General features: G+C 64.2%; 19 protein-coding genes and 1 pseudogene. 13 read left to right on the forward strand and 7 right to left on the reverse strand.

Features of this window, described 5'->3' with window-relative positions:
• Nucleotides 1-69: 69 nt before the first annotated feature.
• On the reverse strand, nucleotides 70-702 hold the full coding sequence (locus tag BLR57_RS08030; protein ID WP_089696394.1) for a hypothetical protein: 633 nt from the start codon (nucleotides 700-702) through the stop codon (nucleotides 70-72).
• 446 nt (nucleotides 703-1,148) lie between these two features.
• Nucleotides 1,149-2,576, reverse strand: coding sequence for an MFS transporter (locus BLR57_RS08035; RefSeq protein WP_089696397.1), 1,428 nt, complete (start codon nucleotides 2,574-2,576; stop codon nucleotides 1,149-1,151).
• A gap of 165 nt (nucleotides 2,577-2,741) precedes the next feature.
• Here BLR57_RS08035 and BLR57_RS08040 point away from each other — a divergent pair, with 165 nt between their 5' ends.
• Entirely contained in the window at nucleotides 2,742-3,731 is a 990-nt protein-coding gene (locus BLR57_RS08040; RefSeq protein ID WP_089696400.1) for a ring-cleaving dioxygenase, read from the forward strand.
• Nucleotides 3,732-3,737: 6 nt separating this feature from the next.
• Here BLR57_RS08040 and BLR57_RS08045 read toward each other — a convergent pair whose 3' ends face one another.
• Together BLR57_RS08045 and BLR57_RS08050 are read right to left on the reverse strand one after the other, a co-directional pair.
• Nucleotides 3,738-4,937: a Mur ligase gene (locus BLR57_RS08045; RefSeq protein WP_089696403.1), complete on the reverse strand. Its 1,200-nt coding sequence runs from the start codon at nucleotides 4,935-4,937 to the stop codon at nucleotides 3,738-3,740.
• Nucleotides 4,937-6,109: a poly-gamma-glutamate biosynthesis protein PgsC/CapC gene (locus BLR57_RS08050; protein WP_170830589.1), complete on the reverse strand. Its 1,173-nt coding sequence runs from the start codon at nucleotides 6,107-6,109 to the stop codon at nucleotides 4,937-4,939. The genes BLR57_RS08045 and BLR57_RS08050 overlap by 1 nt, the downstream gene beginning before the upstream one ends.
• A 227-nt stretch (nucleotides 6,110-6,336) precedes the next feature.
• On the opposite strand from BLR57_RS08050, the gene BLR57_RS08055 reads away from it, so the two are divergent.
• Complete coding sequence (locus tag BLR57_RS08055; protein WP_089696410.1) at nucleotides 6,337-7,449, forward strand: pyridoxal-phosphate-dependent aminotransferase family protein; 1,113 nt, start codon at nucleotides 6,337-6,339, stop codon at nucleotides 7,447-7,449.
• Nucleotides 7,450-7,471: 22 nt separating this feature from the next.
• On the opposite strand, the gene BLR57_RS08060 is transcribed toward BLR57_RS08055, so the two are convergent.
• Entirely contained in the window at nucleotides 7,472-7,822 is a 351-nt protein-coding gene (locus BLR57_RS08060) for a winged helix-turn-helix transcriptional regulator (protein ID WP_089696413.1), read from the reverse strand.
• A gap of 127 nt (nucleotides 7,823-7,949) precedes the next feature.
• On the opposite strand from BLR57_RS08060, the gene BLR57_RS08065 reads away from it, so the two are divergent.
• The 7 genes and pseudogenes from BLR57_RS08065 to BLR57_RS08090 all read left to right on the forward strand — a co-directional run bounded on the left by BLR57_RS08065 (nucleotide 7,950) and on the right by BLR57_RS08090 (nucleotide 12,905).
• Entirely contained in the window at nucleotides 7,950-8,588 is a 639-nt protein-coding gene (locus BLR57_RS08065; RefSeq protein WP_089696417.1) for an NAD(P)-dependent oxidoreductase, read from the forward strand.
• A gap of 137 nt (nucleotides 8,589-8,725) precedes the next feature.
• Entirely contained in the window at nucleotides 8,726-9,574 is an 849-nt protein-coding gene (locus BLR57_RS08070) for a VOC family protein (RefSeq protein WP_089696420.1), read from the forward strand.
• Between the two features lie 85 nt (nucleotides 9,575-9,659).
• Nucleotides 9,660-9,746, forward strand: a pseudogene (locus BLR57_RS19970) (SDR family oxidoreductase); the annotation flags it as partial.
• Between the two features lie 76 nt (nucleotides 9,747-9,822).
• Nucleotides 9,823-11,415 (forward strand): lipopolysaccharide biosynthesis protein, encoded by a 1,593-nt coding sequence (locus BLR57_RS08075; protein ID WP_089696423.1) that lies wholly within the window; start codon nucleotides 9,823-9,825, stop codon nucleotides 11,413-11,415.
• A gap of 83 nt (nucleotides 11,416-11,498) precedes the next feature.
• Nucleotides 11,499-12,017 carry a monooxygenase family protein gene (locus BLR57_RS08080; protein WP_211603192.1) on the forward strand — a complete coding sequence of 173 codons (519 nt, stop codon included), beginning with the start codon at nucleotides 11,499-11,501 and terminating at the stop codon, nucleotides 12,015-12,017.
• 180 nt (nucleotides 12,018-12,197) lie between these two features.
• On the forward strand, nucleotides 12,198-12,575 hold the full coding sequence (locus BLR57_RS08085; protein WP_089696430.1) for a cyclic nucleotide-binding domain-containing protein: 378 nt from the start codon (nucleotides 12,198-12,200) through the stop codon (nucleotides 12,573-12,575).
• Nucleotides 12,576-12,905 (forward strand): hypothetical protein, encoded by a 330-nt coding sequence (locus BLR57_RS08090; protein ID WP_089696433.1) that lies wholly within the window; start codon nucleotides 12,576-12,578, stop codon nucleotides 12,903-12,905.
• A gap of 345 nt (nucleotides 12,906-13,250) precedes the next feature.
• Here BLR57_RS08090 and BLR57_RS08095 read toward each other — a convergent pair whose 3' ends face one another.
• Nucleotides 13,251-13,673 (reverse strand): universal stress protein, encoded by a 423-nt coding sequence (locus BLR57_RS08095; protein WP_089696436.1) that lies wholly within the window; start codon nucleotides 13,671-13,673, stop codon nucleotides 13,251-13,253.
• Between the two features lie 113 nt (nucleotides 13,674-13,786).
• Here BLR57_RS08095 and BLR57_RS08100 point away from each other — a divergent pair, with 113 nt between their 5' ends.
• The 3 genes from BLR57_RS08100 (at nucleotide 13,787) to asd (ending at nucleotide 17,364) form a co-directional block, all read left to right on the forward strand.
• A complete protein-coding gene (locus BLR57_RS08100; RefSeq protein ID WP_089696439.1) occupies nucleotides 13,787-15,397 on the forward strand; it encodes a Na+/H+ antiporter NhaC family protein in 1,611 nt (536 codons plus the stop codon).
• Between the two features lie 316 nt (nucleotides 15,398-15,713).
• Nucleotides 15,714-15,854: a PIN domain-containing protein gene (locus BLR57_RS18880; RefSeq protein ID WP_211603197.1), complete on the forward strand. Its 141-nt coding sequence runs from the start codon at nucleotides 15,714-15,716 to the stop codon at nucleotides 15,852-15,854.
• Between the two features lie 475 nt (nucleotides 15,855-16,329).
• Nucleotides 16,330-17,364, forward strand: coding sequence for an aspartate-semialdehyde dehydrogenase (gene asd, locus BLR57_RS08105; RefSeq protein ID WP_089696442.1), 1,035 nt, complete (start codon nucleotides 16,330-16,332; stop codon nucleotides 17,362-17,364).
• Nucleotides 17,365-17,619: 255 nt separating this feature from the next.
• On the opposite strand, the gene BLR57_RS08110 is transcribed toward asd, so the two are convergent.
• Complete coding sequence (locus tag BLR57_RS08110; RefSeq protein WP_089696446.1) at nucleotides 17,620-18,069, reverse strand: hypothetical protein; 450 nt, start codon at nucleotides 18,067-18,069, stop codon at nucleotides 17,620-17,622.
• 186 nt (nucleotides 18,070-18,255) lie between these two features.
• On the opposite strand from BLR57_RS08110, the gene BLR57_RS08115 reads away from it, so the two are divergent.
• On the forward strand, nucleotides 18,256-18,489 hold the full coding sequence (locus tag BLR57_RS08115) for a DUF8011 family protein (protein WP_244509959.1): 234 nt from the start codon (nucleotides 18,256-18,258) through the stop codon (nucleotides 18,487-18,489).
• The last annotated feature ends 20 nt before the right edge of the window (nucleotides 18,490-18,509 follow it).

Raw genomic sequence — 18,509 nt, forward strand, 5'->3', positions numbered from 1 at the left:
CTTCGTAGACGCTCCTCTCTATTGGGTACTCGGTTGGCATATGACGAACGGAAGTCGCGTCGCCTGCGCTCACTCGGCCGTGACGACGATGTCGTCGAGGTAGTGTGTCGCGTCGGCCTCCCAGACCACCGAGACGCCGACGGCGAGAAACAGCGACTCCGGCGTCGACTCCGGCTCCCACTCGAAGCTGTACTCGCGCCATCCCTCGGCGAGATGCAACGGTTCCCGAAGCCCGCCGAAGGGTGCCTCGGGGACCGCCGTCGAGTTCGCCCCTGGGTCGGGGAAGTCCCCCTCCGCGGTCGGTTCGGTCGGCCCGAGGTAGGCGACGAGGTTTCGCAGGGTGTTGAAACTCTCCGACTCGCTCCACGCCTGCAGCGAGACGCTGAACGACGTTGCCTCGCCGGGGTCGAGTTCCGTCGAGACCCACGCCGTCCCGTCGTCGTGGTCGCCCTCGGTGAACAGTTCGAGACTCCAGTCGCCCGTCGCCGCCTGCGTCCGGCTCCGTTCGATCTCCCACTCGAAGGCCGACAGCGGCTCCTCCGGTCCGATGTGGGCGTGGGAGTCCCAGCTGTCCAGTTCCGACTCGAACCCCTCGCTCAGGAGCGAGTCGCGCGTCGGCGCGCCGACACAGCCCGCGAGGCCACCGAGTGTCACTACCGCGCCCGACCGAAGGACGTCCCGTCGGCTCCGTCGTCGTGTCATACCCCAGTAGTGATTGCCCATGAACCTAACCGTTGGGCCGACATCGAAGGTCCGCGACTCGCGAGGTATGGGTCGCCCTGCGACCAGCTACCAGCGGTGGCCGCCGATGTCGACGACGGCACCACAGTTGGCACACTCCGTCACCTGGAGTGGGTCCGAGAGCGAATGGTTCGTCACGACGTCGTCGACGTCCGTGGGCGCGCCGCACCGCGTGCAGGTGTGGGCGTGTCTCGATTCCGATTCCGGTTTCGGTTTCGGTTTCGATGTTGGTCTCTGGTCTCTTGTTTCCCGTGTTGGTCTCTTCTGGCTCGTTCTCTGTGTTGGCACTAGTTCTCTACTACGCTAGTCTCTATCTCACACGATATAGCTGCCTCAAACTGTCTGTCGAACGTCCGCTCCGGCAGAGAAGTAAATCAATCGCGTGCGGGAGGCTAGTTCGGATTCGGTTACTTCGCGCGCAGTTCCGCTTCGGCCTCGACCTCTTCCGTCGAGACGGCCGGGACGACGGTGGTCGGCGGCGTCTCTGCGACCGGTTGGGCTGGCGGTTCCGTCGCCCGCGTCCCGCCAGAGAGCACGCGGAGCGAGCCGACCAGCAGCGCGCCGAGGAGGACCAGCCCGCCCGCGACGCTGAAGGCGGCAAGGTAGCCGAAACTCGCCGCCCAGCCGCCGAGGACGCTGCCGATGCCGCCCGCGACGGCTCCGAGTGCTGTGTGGAGACCGAGCACTTCCCCGCGGACGCTGGCCGGTGCGAGTCGGGTGACGATGGCCGTCCCGACGACGGCGATGACCGCCCACGTCACGCCGATTCCGGCGAGGACGACGCCAGCCGTCACGAGACCCACCGACACCGCGCCGACGGCCGTCGCGAGCACCACGGCCGGAAACAGGACGCCTCGCAGTGTGAGCGCGCCGGACTGCAGCAGCCGGACGTCGTACGTCGACGCGAGCCGCCCGGCACGTTCGTACAGGGCGGCGGAGGCGACGCTGGAGACGAGATACAGCCCGAAGACCTCTCCGGAGCCGAACGACGCCTCCGTGAAGAACAGGGGCAGCGGTGCCCAGAAGGCCGCGAAGCCGACGAAGAAGAGCGTCGCCGCGGCGAAGTAGGTCACCAGTGCCGCGTCGAACCGCCCGGCGAGCTTTCGGGGATGGATGTTCCGCGTCGTCCAGTACAGCCGGTTCGGCGAGAAGGCGAACGTCGCCCCCTTGACGCCGCCGCGAGAACTCGCCAGGAGCCGGGCGATGCGACGGACGCGGTGCTCGCTCGTGACGTGGTTCTCGGGCGCGGGCCGCGGCAGCGACCGTGCGGCTCCGAGCGCGCTCAGCGCGGCACAGCCCGCGAGCAGCCAGAAGAGCGTCTGCGTCACGAGCGTCACGTCGACCGCCGGTCCGGCCGTGGCGGCTCCCACGACGAGCGGGCCGACGAAGGGCCAGACCGTCCCGAGGACGAGGCCGCCGGCCCAGCCGTAGCCCTGGAACTTGTTCAACCGGCCGATGCGCGCGCTCCACGCCGACTCGGGGGCGTCGTCGACGACGAGCATGGTCAACACCGGTGCAACGGACGACACGACGAGCCACAGCGCCGCGTTGGCGACGATGACCGCCGTGATGTTCGAGAGGAAGGGAATCGCGGTGAGCGCGAGGGCGACGCCGACGAGCGTCACCAACACCAGCGGTCGGCGTTGGCTGACGCGGTTCGCGAGCCGGCCGAAGACGATCGCGCCTGGCGCGGCGATGACGGCGGCCGTCGCAGCCAGAATTCCGAGCTGTACGGGTGTCGCACCCAGTTGGACGATGTAGAGCGGGACGAGCAGCGACGCCCCACCGAAAGCGACGGAGCCGAGTCCCCACGCGTAGAGCCACCGTTCTGTCATCAGTGGCTGTCGACGTGGAATCGACTAAGTGTTACCGACAGTCGTTCCCAGCGATACGACCAGCTTGTCCGCGCTGGATTCATGTCGTCACGCCAGACGCTGCCATGGCCCGGTAACACTCACGTCAGCGGTAATTGAAGTCGCTCCAGCACCTACCGTTAGGTAATGGCAACCCCTACACCGACACCGGGTATCCACCACGTGACCTGCATCGCGGGCGACCCCCAGCGCAACATGGACTTCTGGGTGGAGACGCTCGGTCTCCGACTCGTCAAACGCTCCATCAACCAGGACGACCCCGGCACGTACCACTTCTTCTTCGCGGACGCCGAGGGCACCCCAGGGACGAGTATGACGTTCTTCCCGTGGGAGGACCTGCCGCAGGGGAAGGTCGGCTCCGGGCAGGTCTCGCGGACGGCCTTCCGCGTCCCCGAGGGAAGCCTCGACTACTGGGAGGACCGCTTCGACGAGTACGACGTCGACTACGACGCGAGAGTGGAGCGCTTCGGCGAGACCGTCCTGCCCTTCCGCGACCCCGACGGTCTCCCAATCGAACTCGTCGAAGTCGAGATTCCCGACGACGAGCCGACGGTTCCGTGGACGGAGTTCGTTCCTGAAGAGTCCGCCATCCGCGGTTTCCACTCGGTGACGCTCTGGCTCGCCGACCCCCACCCGACGCAGGACCTCCTGCGCACGATGGGTCTCGAAGAGGTCGGTACCGAACAGGCGCAGGGTGACACCCCCGGCGACGAGCGGACCCGCTTCGCCGCCAGCGGCTCGGTCGGCAAGTACGTCGACGTGCTGCCGACCATCCAGGGCGGCCGACAGGGCCACGGGACGGTCCACCACGTCGCCTTCCAGACGCCGACCGACGAGGACCAAGCCGAGATGCGGAAGGCCGTCCGCGGGCAGGGGCTGAATCCGACGAACCAGATCAACCGCCACTGGTTCCGCTCGGTCTACTTCCGTGAGTTCGGTGGGGTCCTGTTCGAGCTTGCGACGAGTGAGCCGGGCTACGACAGCGACGAACCGCTCGACTCGCTCGGCGAACGGCTCGTCCTCCCCGGTAAGTTCGAGGGGCGGCGCGAGGAGATCGAAGCCGGATTGCCGGACGTGACGGTGCCGCGGGCCGAGTCGGTCGAAGCGGACGACTGAGCCGACTCAGTACGGCGGTAACGGCACCGCGCCACCGTGTTCACGGGTCGTGACCTCGTCGGCGAGGTCGCGCATGAACGGGTGGACGGTGTTGGCCATGAACATCACCGGCTGGTCCGTCGCGAGCAGCGCGTCGAGCACGTCGCTTGCGTCCGTTTCGTCCGTGTCGTGCTCCGTCGCCGGGACGTCGACGCGACGGGCGAAGACCCTGGTGTACGCGCCGCCGACGTGGACGCGGTCGATGAGGTCGCGGTCGGCCAGGATGTTGATGTAGCGGACGAACGACGCCGTCCGCCCCCGACGGTCCCGGCGGAGGAAGACGAACGGACAGACGGGTTCCGCACCGTCGCCCTCACCGGCGAGTTGGCGGCGGAACAGCTCGGTGCTCTCGATCTCGTTGACCTTTGCGGCGTTGAACACGCGGCCACCGGGGAGCGTCGTCCACTCCGGTTGAATCGCATCGAGCATCTCTCGGAGTTCGGTGTCCGGAACCCGCTCCTCGTCGAGATAGTCGAGGACGTGGTTCAGCGCGTGGACCGTCTCCGCACCGGTCAGATGGCGGTGGCCCTCCGGGACGTCGACCTGTTCGATGGTCCCGCCGCGGGCTTCGATCTCTTCGCGGAGATAGTCGTGGATGACGGGATGTTGCTCGCCGCTGATGACGTGACAGCCCTTCGGCACCGACCGAGCGAACGAGCGAGCGATGGTCTGTCGACGCTTGCCCAGCGTGTCGTTGTGGTCCTGTCGGACGTTACAGATGAGCACCACGTCGGGCTTGAGGAACTGCTCGTTGACCATCCGCATCGTGTACTCGGTGATGGCCTGATTCTCCATGACGATGCTGTCGTCGGGCGCGGTGTTCGCCAGCTGGGGGACGAACTGCCTGATCAGGTTCAGGTTCTCGTACAGCGTCACCCGCGGCCCTCGCCGCTGGATGGGAATCATGCGACCGTTGTAGTAGGAGGTCGGATGGTCGCCGGTGATCTTCGTGTACGTGTCGTGGCCCCGCTCCGCGAGCAGTTCGCCCAGCCGCTTTGCGGTCGATGACTTGCCGCGGATGCCCGAGACGCTGATGCGGAAGTCCGCCTCCGCGAGCAGGTCGCGGTGGTGGTCCCCCCGCCCGAAGAAGGCCCGAATCCGGTCGAGCAGTCCCGTCCCACTCAGCTCCGTCCCGCCGTACGAGAGATGGTGTTCGAACGGTCTCATCAGCCGTCACCTCCCGAGAGAACGGACGCCGAAAACACGTCTTCGTCGGCCGGTTCGGGGATGCGCAAGCTGTACGCCACCAGCAGGCAGACAGCGACGACAAGCGCGCCACCGACGAGATGCCAGACCGTCAGCTCCTGGATGAGACCGCGACGGAACGGGTCGACGACCGTCCGGACTAAGAGGAGCATGCCGACGAACACCCCGAGGGCGAGAAACGGCTGGATGCGGCGCTCACGGGGCGGCGTCGTGTGGACGGCGTAGGCGTCGACACCGGCGATGACGCCGACGAACAGTGCCGACATCCCTCTGACGACGGGGAGCTGCATCGCGAACGCCAGCGCGGCCAGCGAGCCGACGCCGCAGCCGAGACTGATGAGCACCCGACCGTACAGCAACGTCGTGTGGTGAATCGCCCAGACAGCCACGAGCGACACGAGAAACGAGAGCACGAACAGGATAAGCAGCCAGTAGCTGACGAGCGCGAACAACGCGAGCAACGCCATCGAGATGATGCCGATACGGATGCCGAACCCGCGGCGGACGAGTTCCGAGAGCATCATCCCGACCGTCATCAGTGCCACGATAGTGGTCTTGATTTCGACGTTCGGCGCGAGATAGCCGTCGACGACTGCGCCCCTGAGGACGGCGACGTCGGCCGTCCTGGCGAACAGCACGAGCGGCGTCAGGTCGCCGATTGCGCGGGCGGTCCACGGCGAGATGACGAGACCACCGAGCAGGATCAGTCCGAGCACCAGCGCGGCCGTGTAGAGCAGGTCCTGGCGGCGGTATTCGGGTTTCGTCTGGCTCACGTTGTACGCAGCGAGTCCCGGCAGGATACTCCCGAGCAGGAGGACGGAGTTGGTGTCGACGATGGCTGGCACGAATGTCCTGAGGGCGAGATAGCCAGCCACCGGCAGGAGTGCCCCGGCCGCGAGGGCGACGATGAACTCGTCGCGCCCGTAGACCAGGGTCCGTTCTTTCGCCTGCCAGAGCACGAGATAGGCGACGGCGGTGCTGACGAGGAAGACCGGGAGCGTGGTGAAGTCTTTGAGCGCGTACACCACGATTGTCGGGACGAGAATCGCCCCGCCGAGTCGGAGCCCTTTGGTCTGGGTCACGGCAGCCGTCAGAAAGAATCCGAGTGCCGAGAGGATGATTGCGACGATCACGGGGCGATGGGCGAACAGTTATCGTCACTATATTTAACTTTGACCCGTCGGTGACGCTACAGTTCTCGGTTTGACGCCCGTTCTGTCGTCTCTGTGGCGACAGTCAACTCCCTGGTACGTCCGGCCGTCGGGGGTCGTTCTCGCCGTCGCCTGCCGCGCCGATATTGGATGCAATCACAAGTACCATGCCGTCCGCCGACACAGTGCAGAATACTCAGGTGGCATCCGTGACCAAGAAACGCGAATACAGAGACGACTATCGCGAAAAGACACTGTACATCCCCGGCCCGACCGAGGTCCGCGAGGACGTCATCGAGGAGATGGCCCAGCCGATGTTCGGCCACCGGATGGACCGGATGACGGACCTCTATACGACCATCGTCGAGGACACGAAGGAGTTCCTCGGCACCGAGCACAACCTCGAAATCCTCACGGCCTCTGGTACCGAATTCTGGGAGGCTGCGACGCTCAACCTCGTCGACGAGAACATCCTCGTCACGACCTGCGGCAGCTTCTCCGAACGCTTCGCCAACGTCGCCGACCGACTTGGCAAGAACGTCGACCGGCTCGAATACGAGTGGGGCGAGGCGGTCAAACCCGAAGACGTCCGACAGTATCTCGACGAGAGCGACAAACACTACGACGTCGTCGGCTGCGTGATGAACGAGAGTTCGACCGGCGTCCGCAACCCCATCGAGGAGATCGGCGACGTCGTCGCGGAGTATCCGGACACCTACTTCGTCGTCGACGCGGTCTCCTCGCTCGGCGGCGACTACGTCGACATCGACGAGCACAACATCGACGTCATCTTCGCCTCCACGCAGAAGGCCTTCGCCATGCCGCCGGGACTGGCGGTCTGTGCCGTCTCCGACGCCGCCTACGAGCGTGAGGTCGCAAAGGACCAGGCGTCGTGGTACGGCGGCTTCCAGCGCGCGTTCGACTACTACGACCGCAAGGGCCAGACCCATTCGACGCCCGCCATCCCGGTCATGCTCGCCTACCGCAAGCAGATGAAGTATATGCTGGAGGAGGGCCACAAGGCCCGCAGCCAGCGTCACGCCGAGATGGCCGAGTACACCCGCGAGTGGGCCTACGAACACTTCGATATGTTCCCCGAGGAGGGCTACGAGTCGCAAACTGTGGCCTGCATCGAGAACACCCAAGGCATCGACGTCGCCGCGACCATCGAGGAGGTCTCCGAGACGTACGACTTCGCCTTCTCGAACGGCTACGGCTCACAGCTCGGCGAGCAGACGTTCCGTATCGGCCATATGGGCGAACACACTGTCGAGTCCATCGAGGAACTGACCGACGCCATCGAAGACGTCGCCGGGCTGTAACTGCGCTCGGAGACCGACGCAGTCACTCCGCGTCGACGTCCTCGTCCCCGTCCATCCACTTCTCGCCCCACGCATGGATCTCATCGAACGCCGCGTGGAGTTCCGACCCCTTCTGCGTGAGCGAGTAGTAGACCGCGACCGGACTGCCGTCGGCGACGCGGCGGTCGACGTAGCCCGTCTCTTCCAGGTCTTCGAGGACGCGCGAGAGCGTCTGTGAGTTCGCGTCCGTCGCGCGCTTCAGTTCGTTGAACCGGAGGTCACCCTCGCGGAGGACGTGAATCACCGTCATCCGCCAGCGCGAGCCGATCTCTTCGAGCGTCTTGACCACCGGACAGTCGCCGTACTTCGCCGCGAGGTCGCCTTCTGATGACATCGGTGTTACCTGGTCAAGTCGACGTTCGCTGAGCTATATGAAGGTCACGCACCAATACCTGGTGTGAAGAGATGACCGCTCACCCGCGGTGGGTCGGCGGTGACTTTCGACCACCCCAACAGACACCATGAAGGTACTCCTACTCGGCGCAAGCGGACGCATCGGACGACGAATCACGACCGAACTGCTCGACCGCGGCCACGCGGTGACGGGCGTCTCCCGAAGCGGCGACGTCGACGGAATCGACGACCCGGACTTCGAGACCGTCGCTGGCGACGCCACCGACGCGGGCGACGTCGCCGAACTCGCGGCGGGTCACGACGCGGTCGCCTCCGCGCTCGGTCCCTCCGAAGACGAAGATGTCGCGGCTCTCGTCGAGATGGCCGAGGCCGTCGTCGAGGGCGTCCGCGAGGCGGGCGTCGACCGGCTCGTCTGGACCGGCGGCGCGGGCATCCTCGAAGTCGCGCCCGGCGTCCAGCTCGTCGACACCGAGGACTTCCCCGACGAGTGGGAGCCGGTCGCCCGCGCGGCCATCGAGGCCTACGACGTCATCAGTGCGGCCGAGGACATCGAATGGACCTACCTCGCGCCCCCGGCGTTCATCGAACCCGGCGAGCGCACGGGCGAGTACCGGACCGCAGAAGGCGAACTCGTCGCCGACGACGAGGGCGAGAGCCGCATCTCGATGGAGGACTTCGCCGTCGCCTTTGCCGACGTGCTCGAAGACGGCACGGCAGTCCACACACAGCTCGGCGTCGGCTACTGACTCCGTCGGCCAACCACCGCGCCGACGACATCGACGACACTGGCGACACTGACAACATCACCGACACCGACGACTATTCCCCACCTCGTGGCGTTTCTCCGGAGAGACTCCCTCGATAGCCTCCACGCTTCACACTCATGACTCACTCCCCAGCCGTCCCTGACACCGCACGCATCGGCCGCACCGCCCTGACCGTCAGCGACCTCGACGAGACGGTCGCGTTCTACCGCGACGTCGTCGGTCTCACGGTCCAGACACACGACGACGACGCGGCGACGCTCGGCGTCGACGGGACGCCGCTGCTCGTCCTGCGCCGGGACGCCGAGGCAGCGCCCAGAGACCGCGACGGAGCGGGGCTGTTCCACAACGCGTTCCTGTTTCCCTCGCGCGCCGCGCTCGGTGCCGCGCTCGACCGCGTGCGAGAGCACTGGCGGCTGAGCGGTGCCTCGGACCACTACGTGAGCGAGGCACTCTACACCAGCGACCCCGAGGGCAACGGGGTCGAACTCTACTGGGACAAACCGCGCGAGGAGTGGCCCCGCAACGACGACGGGACGGCCGACATCGGGACGATACCGCTCGACATCGGCGAGGTCGCGGCCGCCTCCGACGGGTCGGCGAGCGCGCCCGCCGGGACGACGGTCGGCCACGTCCATCTGGAAACCACCTCGCTGGACGCGGCGCGCGACTTCTACACCGAGACGCTGGGCTTCGGCGTCCAGACCGAACTGCCCTCGGCACTGTTTCTCGCCGCGGGCGACTACCACCACCATCTCGGTCTCAACGTCTGGAACGGCCGGTCGAAGCCGGTCGGCGGCCGCGGTCTCGCGTGGTTCGAGGTGATCGTTCCGGACGACGAGACACTCGCGACGACGCGACGGAGACTCGCCGAGGCGGGGGCCGAGGTGACGGACCGCGGCGACGCCGAAGACGGCTTCGAACTCGCCGACCCGGACGGTATCACAATTCGGTTCCGCGCCGACTAGACGCGCTTTTGCACCGGCTGCCATCTGTATCGCCTGCTATTCGCATCAGCTGCCATTTTCATCGGCTGCCATTCGGCCTCCAAAGGGCTATGTTGCATTCCTCTGCTCGTCGGACGCCTCGTACATCACCGGCCACACGGTCCCCGTCGACGGCGGGCAGGCGGCCGACTGACGGCGACTGCCCGCAGTCGCTGACGAGAGAATCGCGCGACTTATCGGCGACGCCAGCAATTTTCAGACACGCGACAGTGGCCACCGAGACATCCGACGACGTTCCGACCGACGACAGTTCTGCCGAGGAGATCCCCGACGACGAACGCGACGCACTGTTGACCATCGGCCACGGTGCAGTCGTCACCTCCGGCGGACAGTCCCTCCAGCGGGCACTGACGACGGCGACCGAGTACGTGCTCGCACAGGGGTTCGGTCCCGTCGTCTACGGCGTCTACGCCTTCGCCTGGCGCGTCACCCAGCTGTTGTTCCGGCTCGTCAACCTCGGGTCGGTCGCGACGCTCCAGCGGTATCTCTCCGCGTACGACGGCGACCCGGACCGACAGGGTCGCGTCGTGGGACTGGCGTATCTGACGACGCTGGTCGTCGGCGTCGCCATCGCCGGTGGCTTGCTGCTCACCAGCGGCTGGCTCAACGACGCGACGGTCGCACACCCCGACTTTCCGCCGACGATACAGCTCTTTGCGGCACTGGTCGTCCTCGTCGGCGTGGTGCGGATTCACGCCGGTGTCCTCCGGGCGGTGCAGTCGGCCCGCGGCGAGGTACTGTTCAACCGCGTGCTCCGCCCGGTGGTCAAACTGGCCGTCGCCGTGGGGGCGACGGTGCTGGGCTATTCGGTCGTCGGCGTCGCTGGCGGGTTCGTCGCCGGGATGGCCGTGCTCGCAGTCGTGGGCTTTCCGATGGTCATCGCAGCGAGCGACATCCGCCCGACGCTCGCCGGTGCGCGCTCGGAGGCACGGCGGTTCTACAACCACTCGGGACCCATCGCCCTGAGCAGTCTCGGGAAGGTGTTTCAGAACCGCGTGGACGTGCTGCTCGTCGGCTTCCTGTTGACCGCGAAGGCCGCAGGTGTCTACAACGTCGTGCTCGTCCTCGTCTCGCTGGCGTGGATTCCGCTCCTCTCGTTCAATATGCTTCTCCCGCCGGTCGCATCGGAACTGTACGCCAACGACGAGATGGAGACGCTCGATGCGGTCTACACGGCGGTGACGCGGCTCATCGTCACCTGTGTCGTCCCGATTCTCGTGGTGCTGGTCGTCTACGGCCGGGCGATCCTCTCCGTCTTCGGCCCGACCTTTACGACCGGCTACCTCCCGCTCGTGGTCTATCTCGGCGGGGTGCTCGTCGGCAGTGCCGTCGGCGCGACGGGCTGGCTGCTCATGATGACCGACCACCAGTACGCCCGGATGGTGCTCGACTGGCTCCTTGCCGTCCTGAACACGCTTCTCACCTTCGCGTTCGTCAGCGCGTTCGGTCTGCCCGGCGCGGCACTCGGCACGGCCATCGCCATCGCGGTGCAGAACGGTATCCAGGTCGGTCTCCTGCGGCATTTCGAGGGGCTGTGGCCCTTCGACGCGACGTTCTTCAAACCGCTCGCGGCGGGTGCTGCTGCGACTGGGGTCATGCTGCTCGTCCGTGAGACGCTGCGCGGTGTCGAGGCGGTCGCCGTCGGACTCGTCGTGGGTGCCGTGACGTACGTCGGGACGCTCGTCGTCCTCGGCGTCAACGACCGCGACCGGCTCGTGGTGACGGCCCTCGCCGCCCGATACCGTCGAGCGATACGGGCAGCGCTCGGCGACTCGCGCTCAAGCGAGTCTCGCAACGGATAGGACGGCCGCACGGCGGACAGTGTTTCCCATGCTTCCCGTTCGGCTGTCTCGCTTATTCCCTCAGGCAGCGTAGATACAGGGACATGACTGGGATTTTCCGAGAACGGATGGCTGCGGAGATGGACGACGGCTTCGTGATCTACATCAACGGGATGCGGCTCAACAAGCTCCGCGCGCTTCCACACTGGCTTATTGCGAACTGGAAGGTCGCGAAGATGTTCAAGCAACTGGAGGCGGACCCGGACAGCGGCTTCCTCGGCTACACCCCGATATTCCTCGGGTTCCGCAAGGGGGCGGCGATGCAGTACTGGCGCTCGCTGGAGGATCTCCAACGGTTCGCGACAGACCCTGACGGCCCGCATATCCCGGCGTGGAAGTGGTACAACGAGGAGGCCGACCCGGACGGTGGGCTCGGGTTCTGGGCGGAACTCTACGTCGTCGACGGCGACTCCTTCGAGACCTTCTTCCGGAACGTCCCGCCCATCGGCATCGGGAAGTTCGCCAAGATGGTCCCGATGCGGGACCATAAGCGACGACTCGGACTCTCTCCGGACGGGAGCACTGAGCGTGCAACGGCTCCGAGCGAATCCGTCGAGAGGTAGACCCGTACCGCTCTTTGGAACCTGCTTCGGGAGTAGGAATTCAGACAGTACGCGTCATGCAGAGATGAATCTGGTAGTAGACAGAACTGTTGCCCGGAACACTGGAGATTGGTAAACTGCTAGGCGCGACTACAGAGGTACGGCAGTACACTGATTACGTCGGCACACGAATCTCAGACCATGCCCGTGAGTATCGATGACTTCGAGTCTGGAGACCTTCCACAGGGACCGAGCGTTCCAGAACAGGTAGTCGTCTATCTCCATACACATCGTGACCAAGCGTTCACTCGCTCGGAGATTGCCAGTGCTATCGGTGAACGCCCGAACACTGTTGGAACTGCCCTGTCACGGTTGAAGCAGCGTCAGCTGGTCCGGCACAAGGGCGAATACTGGGCGATTACGGACGACGAAGAGAGAATCACGGCCGCGTACGATTTACACACCGTTAGCAGCCGACTCGACGACGAAGACGACGGGATCGACGTCGACGAGTGGGAGACGACCGCACCGGAGACGCCCCATCCGAGCGAGCACCACGAAAGCGAGGACACGACGTAGATACAACCAGAGCGTGGTGACGTCGTTCGAAGCGCGGATCCATTCAAACTCGGCGACGACCGGCAGCGACCCTGGCTCATCGTGAGCAACGACACTCATCCGTTCGACGGTGAACAGTACATCGCTGTCGCCATCTCGACGAAAGAGTACTCCGACTCGATTGCACTCGCTGACGAACGCTGGGGGGTCGGTGGTGTTCCTCTGCAGTCGTTCGTCTCACCGTGGGCTGTTCATTCGCCTCGACGCGAGGACTTCGTCGCGTGGCAAGGTCGCGTGACGGGCTCGTTCGTCGACCGCGGCGCAGAAGCAGTAGAGACGTATCTCCGATAGTCTGAGCTGTTGCCCGGAACACTATCAATCGACATACTACTAGTAGATTCTGGAGAAGTCGAAGTCCGCCATCCCAGATACTGACCGCAGAATTTGACGCACCTATGCGCTGGCGTTCCTGACAACCTCGACCCAATCTAGTTTTGAGAACCGCGACCTGGATTCAGCAGTGTCTACACGACCACTCAAAAGTCCATCTGGATACGTGTGGCCGATTCAGAGGAGGTATACACCACAGCATTCAGCCATTTGACATCCGTTGACTCGCTCTCGATGGGCGACCGGTCGAGTCGGCCGGTCCGGTCAGGAGTGACGACGGACCCCTCGACGGCCAGCACTCGCCGGTTACCGGATGAGGGTGACTGGAACCGGAATCCGATCGACGACGCGTTCGGCGACGCTTCCGACGAAGAACCGCTCGAGGAAATCACGGCTGTGACTCCCGAGAACGACGTGGTCGACGTCGTGATCGTCGACGTAGTCGAGGATCTCCTGCCACGGTCGGCCCTGTTCGATCGCCGTCGTCAGCGGCGCGTCGAACTCCGCAGCGACCGCCTCAGCCTCCTCAAGCATCGCTTCGCCCTCCTTCTTGCGCTGCTCGTAAATCTCGCCGAGTTTCACACCCACGTACTTTTCGGGCTGGTACGTAACGCTCGTGTCGACGACGAACAGCGCCGTCACCTCCGCCTCCGGGAAGCGCTCGTAGGCGAACCGGAGGGCCTGGATTGCGAGCTTCGAACCGTCGAACGGAACCAGAACTTTGGTCATGGCCTACCCTCGAGAGCCAGCGCATTAAATTCGGGCTCGACTGTTGGATGGTATTTATATAACTGTTCGACTGTTGGATGGCCTTTATATAATCTTGTGTAGTATGTGCACATATGACAGAGTTTGGGGCACTATCGCTCATCCCGCCGTTGCTGGCCATCGTTCTCGCGATCGCCACTCGAAAAGCGGTCCTCTCGCTGTTCGTCGGCGTCTGGGCCGGGGGTGTCATCCTCACCGGTGGTGTCGGGCTTGGACAGACGTTCGACTGGATCGCGGCAGCAGTCGGTGAGAGCGTCTTTCACGCCCAGATAATCATCTTCACGTTGTTGCTCGGGTCGTCTGTCGCGATGATCTGGCGGCTGGGTGGCTCGCACGCTGTCCGGGACTTCGCGCTCGAACGCATCGACACGAAACGCAAGGCCGGCGTCGCGGCGTGGATACTCGGGGTCGTGCTGTTCTTCGACGACTACGCGAACACGGCCGTCGTCGGGAGTACGATGAAAGACGTCTCGGACCATCTGCACATCTCACGGGAGAAACTCTCGTACCTGGTGGACTCGACCGCCGCGCCGGTCGCGACGCTGGCGATTTCCTCGTGGGTCGCGTTCCAGCTGTCGATGATCGAGTCGGGCTACGAGGCGACGAACCTGGCCGAGAGTGAGATTCCCGACTCCTTCGGGATCTTCTTGCAGTCGATCCCCTACAACATGTACGCTATTTTGGCCATCGTAATGGTCGGTATCGTCGTGCTCACCCAGCGGGACTTCGGCGAGATGCTCACCGCCGAACACCGCGCCGCCAGAACCGGCAAGGTGACCCGCGACGACGCCCGACCGATGCAGGACGTCGAATCCGAACTCGGGACGCCGAACATCGACGACCCACGGCTAATCTCGTTCTTCTTGCCCATCGTCGTGCTCATCTCCGTCACTATCGGTTCGGCATTGTACACCGGCTACGAACCGGGGGCGTCGCTGTACGATATGGTCACGGGTGCCGACTACGCGGTGGCGTTAATATTCGGCTCCTTCGCGATGGTCGTCTCGACCTACGTGCTCGGATACGTGTACAACCTGCTATCGCTGGGCGAGAGCGTCGACACGACCATCGACGGGTTTGGCATCATGTTGACAGCAGTGACGATTCTGGTCCTCGCGTGGAGCATCGGCAACGTCGTCGCGCCGGTCGAGGACGGCGGACTGGGCACGGGCGCGTACATCTCGACTCTCGTCGGACAGTTCCTCTCGCCCGAGATCCTGCCCGTCGCGGTGCTGATTACGGCCGCGTTCATCGCCTTCTCCACGGGGAGTTCTTGGGGGACCATGGCCATCGTCACCCCGATCGCCGTTCCGGTGGCCTGGGACCTCACCGGTAGCCACACCATGGTCGCGGCCATCGTCGGAATGGTGTTCTCGGGGGCCATCTTCGGCGACCACTCCTCCCCTATCTCCGACACGACAGTGCTGTCGTCGACGTTCACCGGTGCCGACCTCATCGACCACGTCCGTACGCAGTTCTACTACGCAGCGACGGTCGTCCTCGTGGCGATCGTGCTGATGCTCGTGTGGGGGTACACCCGTATCACGCCGTTCGTCCTGCTCGCGGTCGGCGGCGTCTCCCTGGTCGGACTCGTCTACGGCCTCTCGGAGTTCGACGCGAACCGCCGCGGAATCGACCCGAAGTCGACCGACGAACCTCCAGAGGCCGCACCTACCGACGACTGATTCGGGCGCCCCCTGACGAGTGACCGTGGGGTCGCACCCCGGGTGGGGCCGCCCCGACCGTTGAATCCGCACGGACACCGGTGGCCTTGTCGACATGGCGTGGGGACCGAATCCCCCCGTCCACGGGTCGTGTTTAGTTAAGCGTCAAAAATGAGGCGAGGTGATTTGTTGGTGCCTATGCCAGAAATCCGCCGCCTCGTCGGTCATCGCGACGGGATTGGTTTGGAGTGACTGACTCACGGGCGTATCACACGCACTTGCGAGTCCACCAATACGCGTTCTGCGAGTTCCCGCTGTCGTAGTTCTCTTCGCGCGGATGGTCGGTCTCTTCGCTGTCAACCGGATGTTCATCCGGGTCTGCATCATCAGGAGAACGGTGGACGTCCTCGACGAACCTGTGCTGACCCGGAACGTCGACGGCTTCGAGCGTCTCGGTGTCGCCGTCGAGACGTACTGAACCCATCACTTAATTCGTGTAACCGGAGAGCAGCAACCGCTCGTCGAATCAGAACTGTTGCCCGGAACACTAACGGCCGGTCTCATCCCGATGGCAGCATGCCGAGTCAACCGGGAAACCCTCGTGCCGGGCACTCGTCTCTTTGGGGCGGACGGAGTCCTGTCCGTCGTCGTCGCCGACGTCGGATGGCCACTCAGTACGTGGCCCTGGAATGTCGCACACCCGGGTTCGCCGCGCGGTCATCGCTTCCAAGGTGGAAGAACTCGGGCGGGGACTAAAGGTGTGCAGTCGAGGGTAGACGACGACCCCACAAACGTGTTCCGTTCGACGTGTCGGCGTCGACTGCGTCGTCGGCAACGGCGACGTGCTCAGATCCAATGTCGTCGGTGTGACCTCTCTCGACAGTCTCGGCAGATACTGCCGCCCCACCCGGAATCCAAACCGCCTTAAGCTATTGTCACCCTATCGCATAGCAATGTCAGTACGAGTCGGAATCCTCGGTGCAACCGGTGCAGTCGGCCAGCGATTCATCCAGCTTCTCGACGGCCACCCGACGTTCGAACTCGCGGCGGTCACCGCCAGCGAGTCCAGCGCGGGCAAGAGCTACCGCGAGGCGGCCAAGTGGCGCGTCGGCACCCCCATCCCGGACGACGTCGCCGAGATGGAAGTCCAGCCCACGGCGGCCGACGCCCTCGACGACGACCTCGACCTCATCTTCTCCTCGCTCCCGTCGGGCGTCGCCGCCGACGTCGAACCGGACTTCGCCGAGGCGGGCTACGTCGTCTCCTCGAACTCCTCGAACGACCGGATGGCCGAGGACGTGCCGCTCACCATCCCCGAGATCAACGCCGACCACCTCGGTCTCATCGAGGTCCAGCGCGACGAGCGCGGCTGGGACGGCGCGCTCATCAAGAACCCGAACTGCTCGACCATCACGATGGTCCCGACGCTCGCCGCGCTCGACGAGTTCGGCCTCGACCGCGTCCACGTCACGACCCTCCAGGCCGTCTCCGGCGCGGGCTACGACGGCGTCACCTCGATGGAGATCATCGACAACGCCATCCCGCACATCGGCGGCGAAGAGGAGAAGATGGAGTCCGAATCCCGCAAGCTGCTCGGCTCCTTCGACGGCGCGGAACTGAGCCTCCACGGTGCCGAAGTCAACGCTTCATGTAATCGGATCCCGACGCTCGACGGCCACCTCGAATCCGTCTTCGCGGACCTCGCCGACGACCCCAGCGTCGACGAGGTCGCCGAGGCGATGGAAGCGTTCCCCGGTATCGACCTCCCGAGCGCGCCCGAACAGCTGATTCACGTCTTCGACGACCCGATGCGCCCGCAGCCGCGGCTCGACCGCAACCTCGAAGGCGGCATGGCCGTCGCCGCCGGCGGCATCCAGTCGACGGCGAACGGTATCAAGTACAACTGCCTCGCGCACAACACGATTCGCGGCGCGGCCGGTGCCTCGGTGCTGAACGGCGAACTGCTCGTCGAAGAAGGCTGGGTCTAAGGGACGACCTTTTGCTCTGCGGGCTGGCTTCGCCAGCCCTCGGCAAAAGCTCGATCAAAAGCACTCCTCCTTCTCTTCGGACGGCTTCGCCGTCCTCCGTTCAGTCGTCGGCCCACTCGCTCACTCCGTTCGCTCGTGGTACAATACCTGTGTCTTCAGAAGCGGTTTGACTGGGTGTCGTTCTCAGAACGGAAACGAGAATCTCTGTCTACTGTTGTATTACTGTGGACGTGCTGAACACAGGGCGCGAATCGACTATCCGCCTAGCACCATCACAAACTGAAGAGCGAACCCAATAGCTAACACGCCAATCCCGAGACGACGAATATACCGGGCCTCCCAATCTTTCACAGTGGCCGAGAATTCCTTCCGACGAAGAGGTGAATCACGGTATTCTACTCCATCTGGAATGCTAATGGTGTATCTCTGCCGACCAATTCGATTTGACCGAATGTCTCCGTTTACGTCTCTTTCCAGATGCTGTTCCAGGATGTCACAGATCTCTTCGTGCGCTTTATCCCCCTTCCGAAGCCAGACCTCACCACCGCCTTCTTTGGTCGTCATCTCTCGTCTCACCCTCTCTACGTGCTTGATCCGAGGACAATACCGGGAGAACTCTTGACGCCGGTTAGGTAAGTCAGCAATAACGAGGATGAACGCTCCGAGAATATCGATTGCCAACCCGGCAGCCGTAATCAGAGACATACTGAATTTCTATCACTCATCGAAAATAGTGGTTAGCCAATCAATCTACTTCGTTGGGGATCACGCCGGAAGATTGGTCAAATTTTAATCCCGTATGAATCATGTGAATAGTACCCCGAGTTGAACCTCATGACCTCCATACTGAATCGGACTGTGTTTCACGAACCGTCCGGACGTCCCAATACGGTGGCACTGTTCGCCGGGTCACTACTCTCTCTGAGCAGCTACGTCTACTACTGGTCGCTCGGTGCGTCACCGTCGGTTACTGCACTGGCCGTCGCAGTCGGCTTTGCCCTCTCCGGGGTCGCCGAATCCCTGCCGAAACGGCGACGGCGCGTCGCCGGTGTCTTTCGTGTCGCCTTGCTGACTCTACTGTTCGGTCTGTTGGCGACGACGATATTCTCTCCTGAGGTCATCTGACAGACACGCTCGGCGAACAG

The sequence above is a fragment of the Halogranum gelatinilyticum genome, assembly GCF_900103715.1.
GTDB classification, from domain to species: Archaea; Halobacteriota; Halobacteria; order Halobacteriales; family Haloferacaceae; genus Halogranum; species Halogranum gelatinilyticum.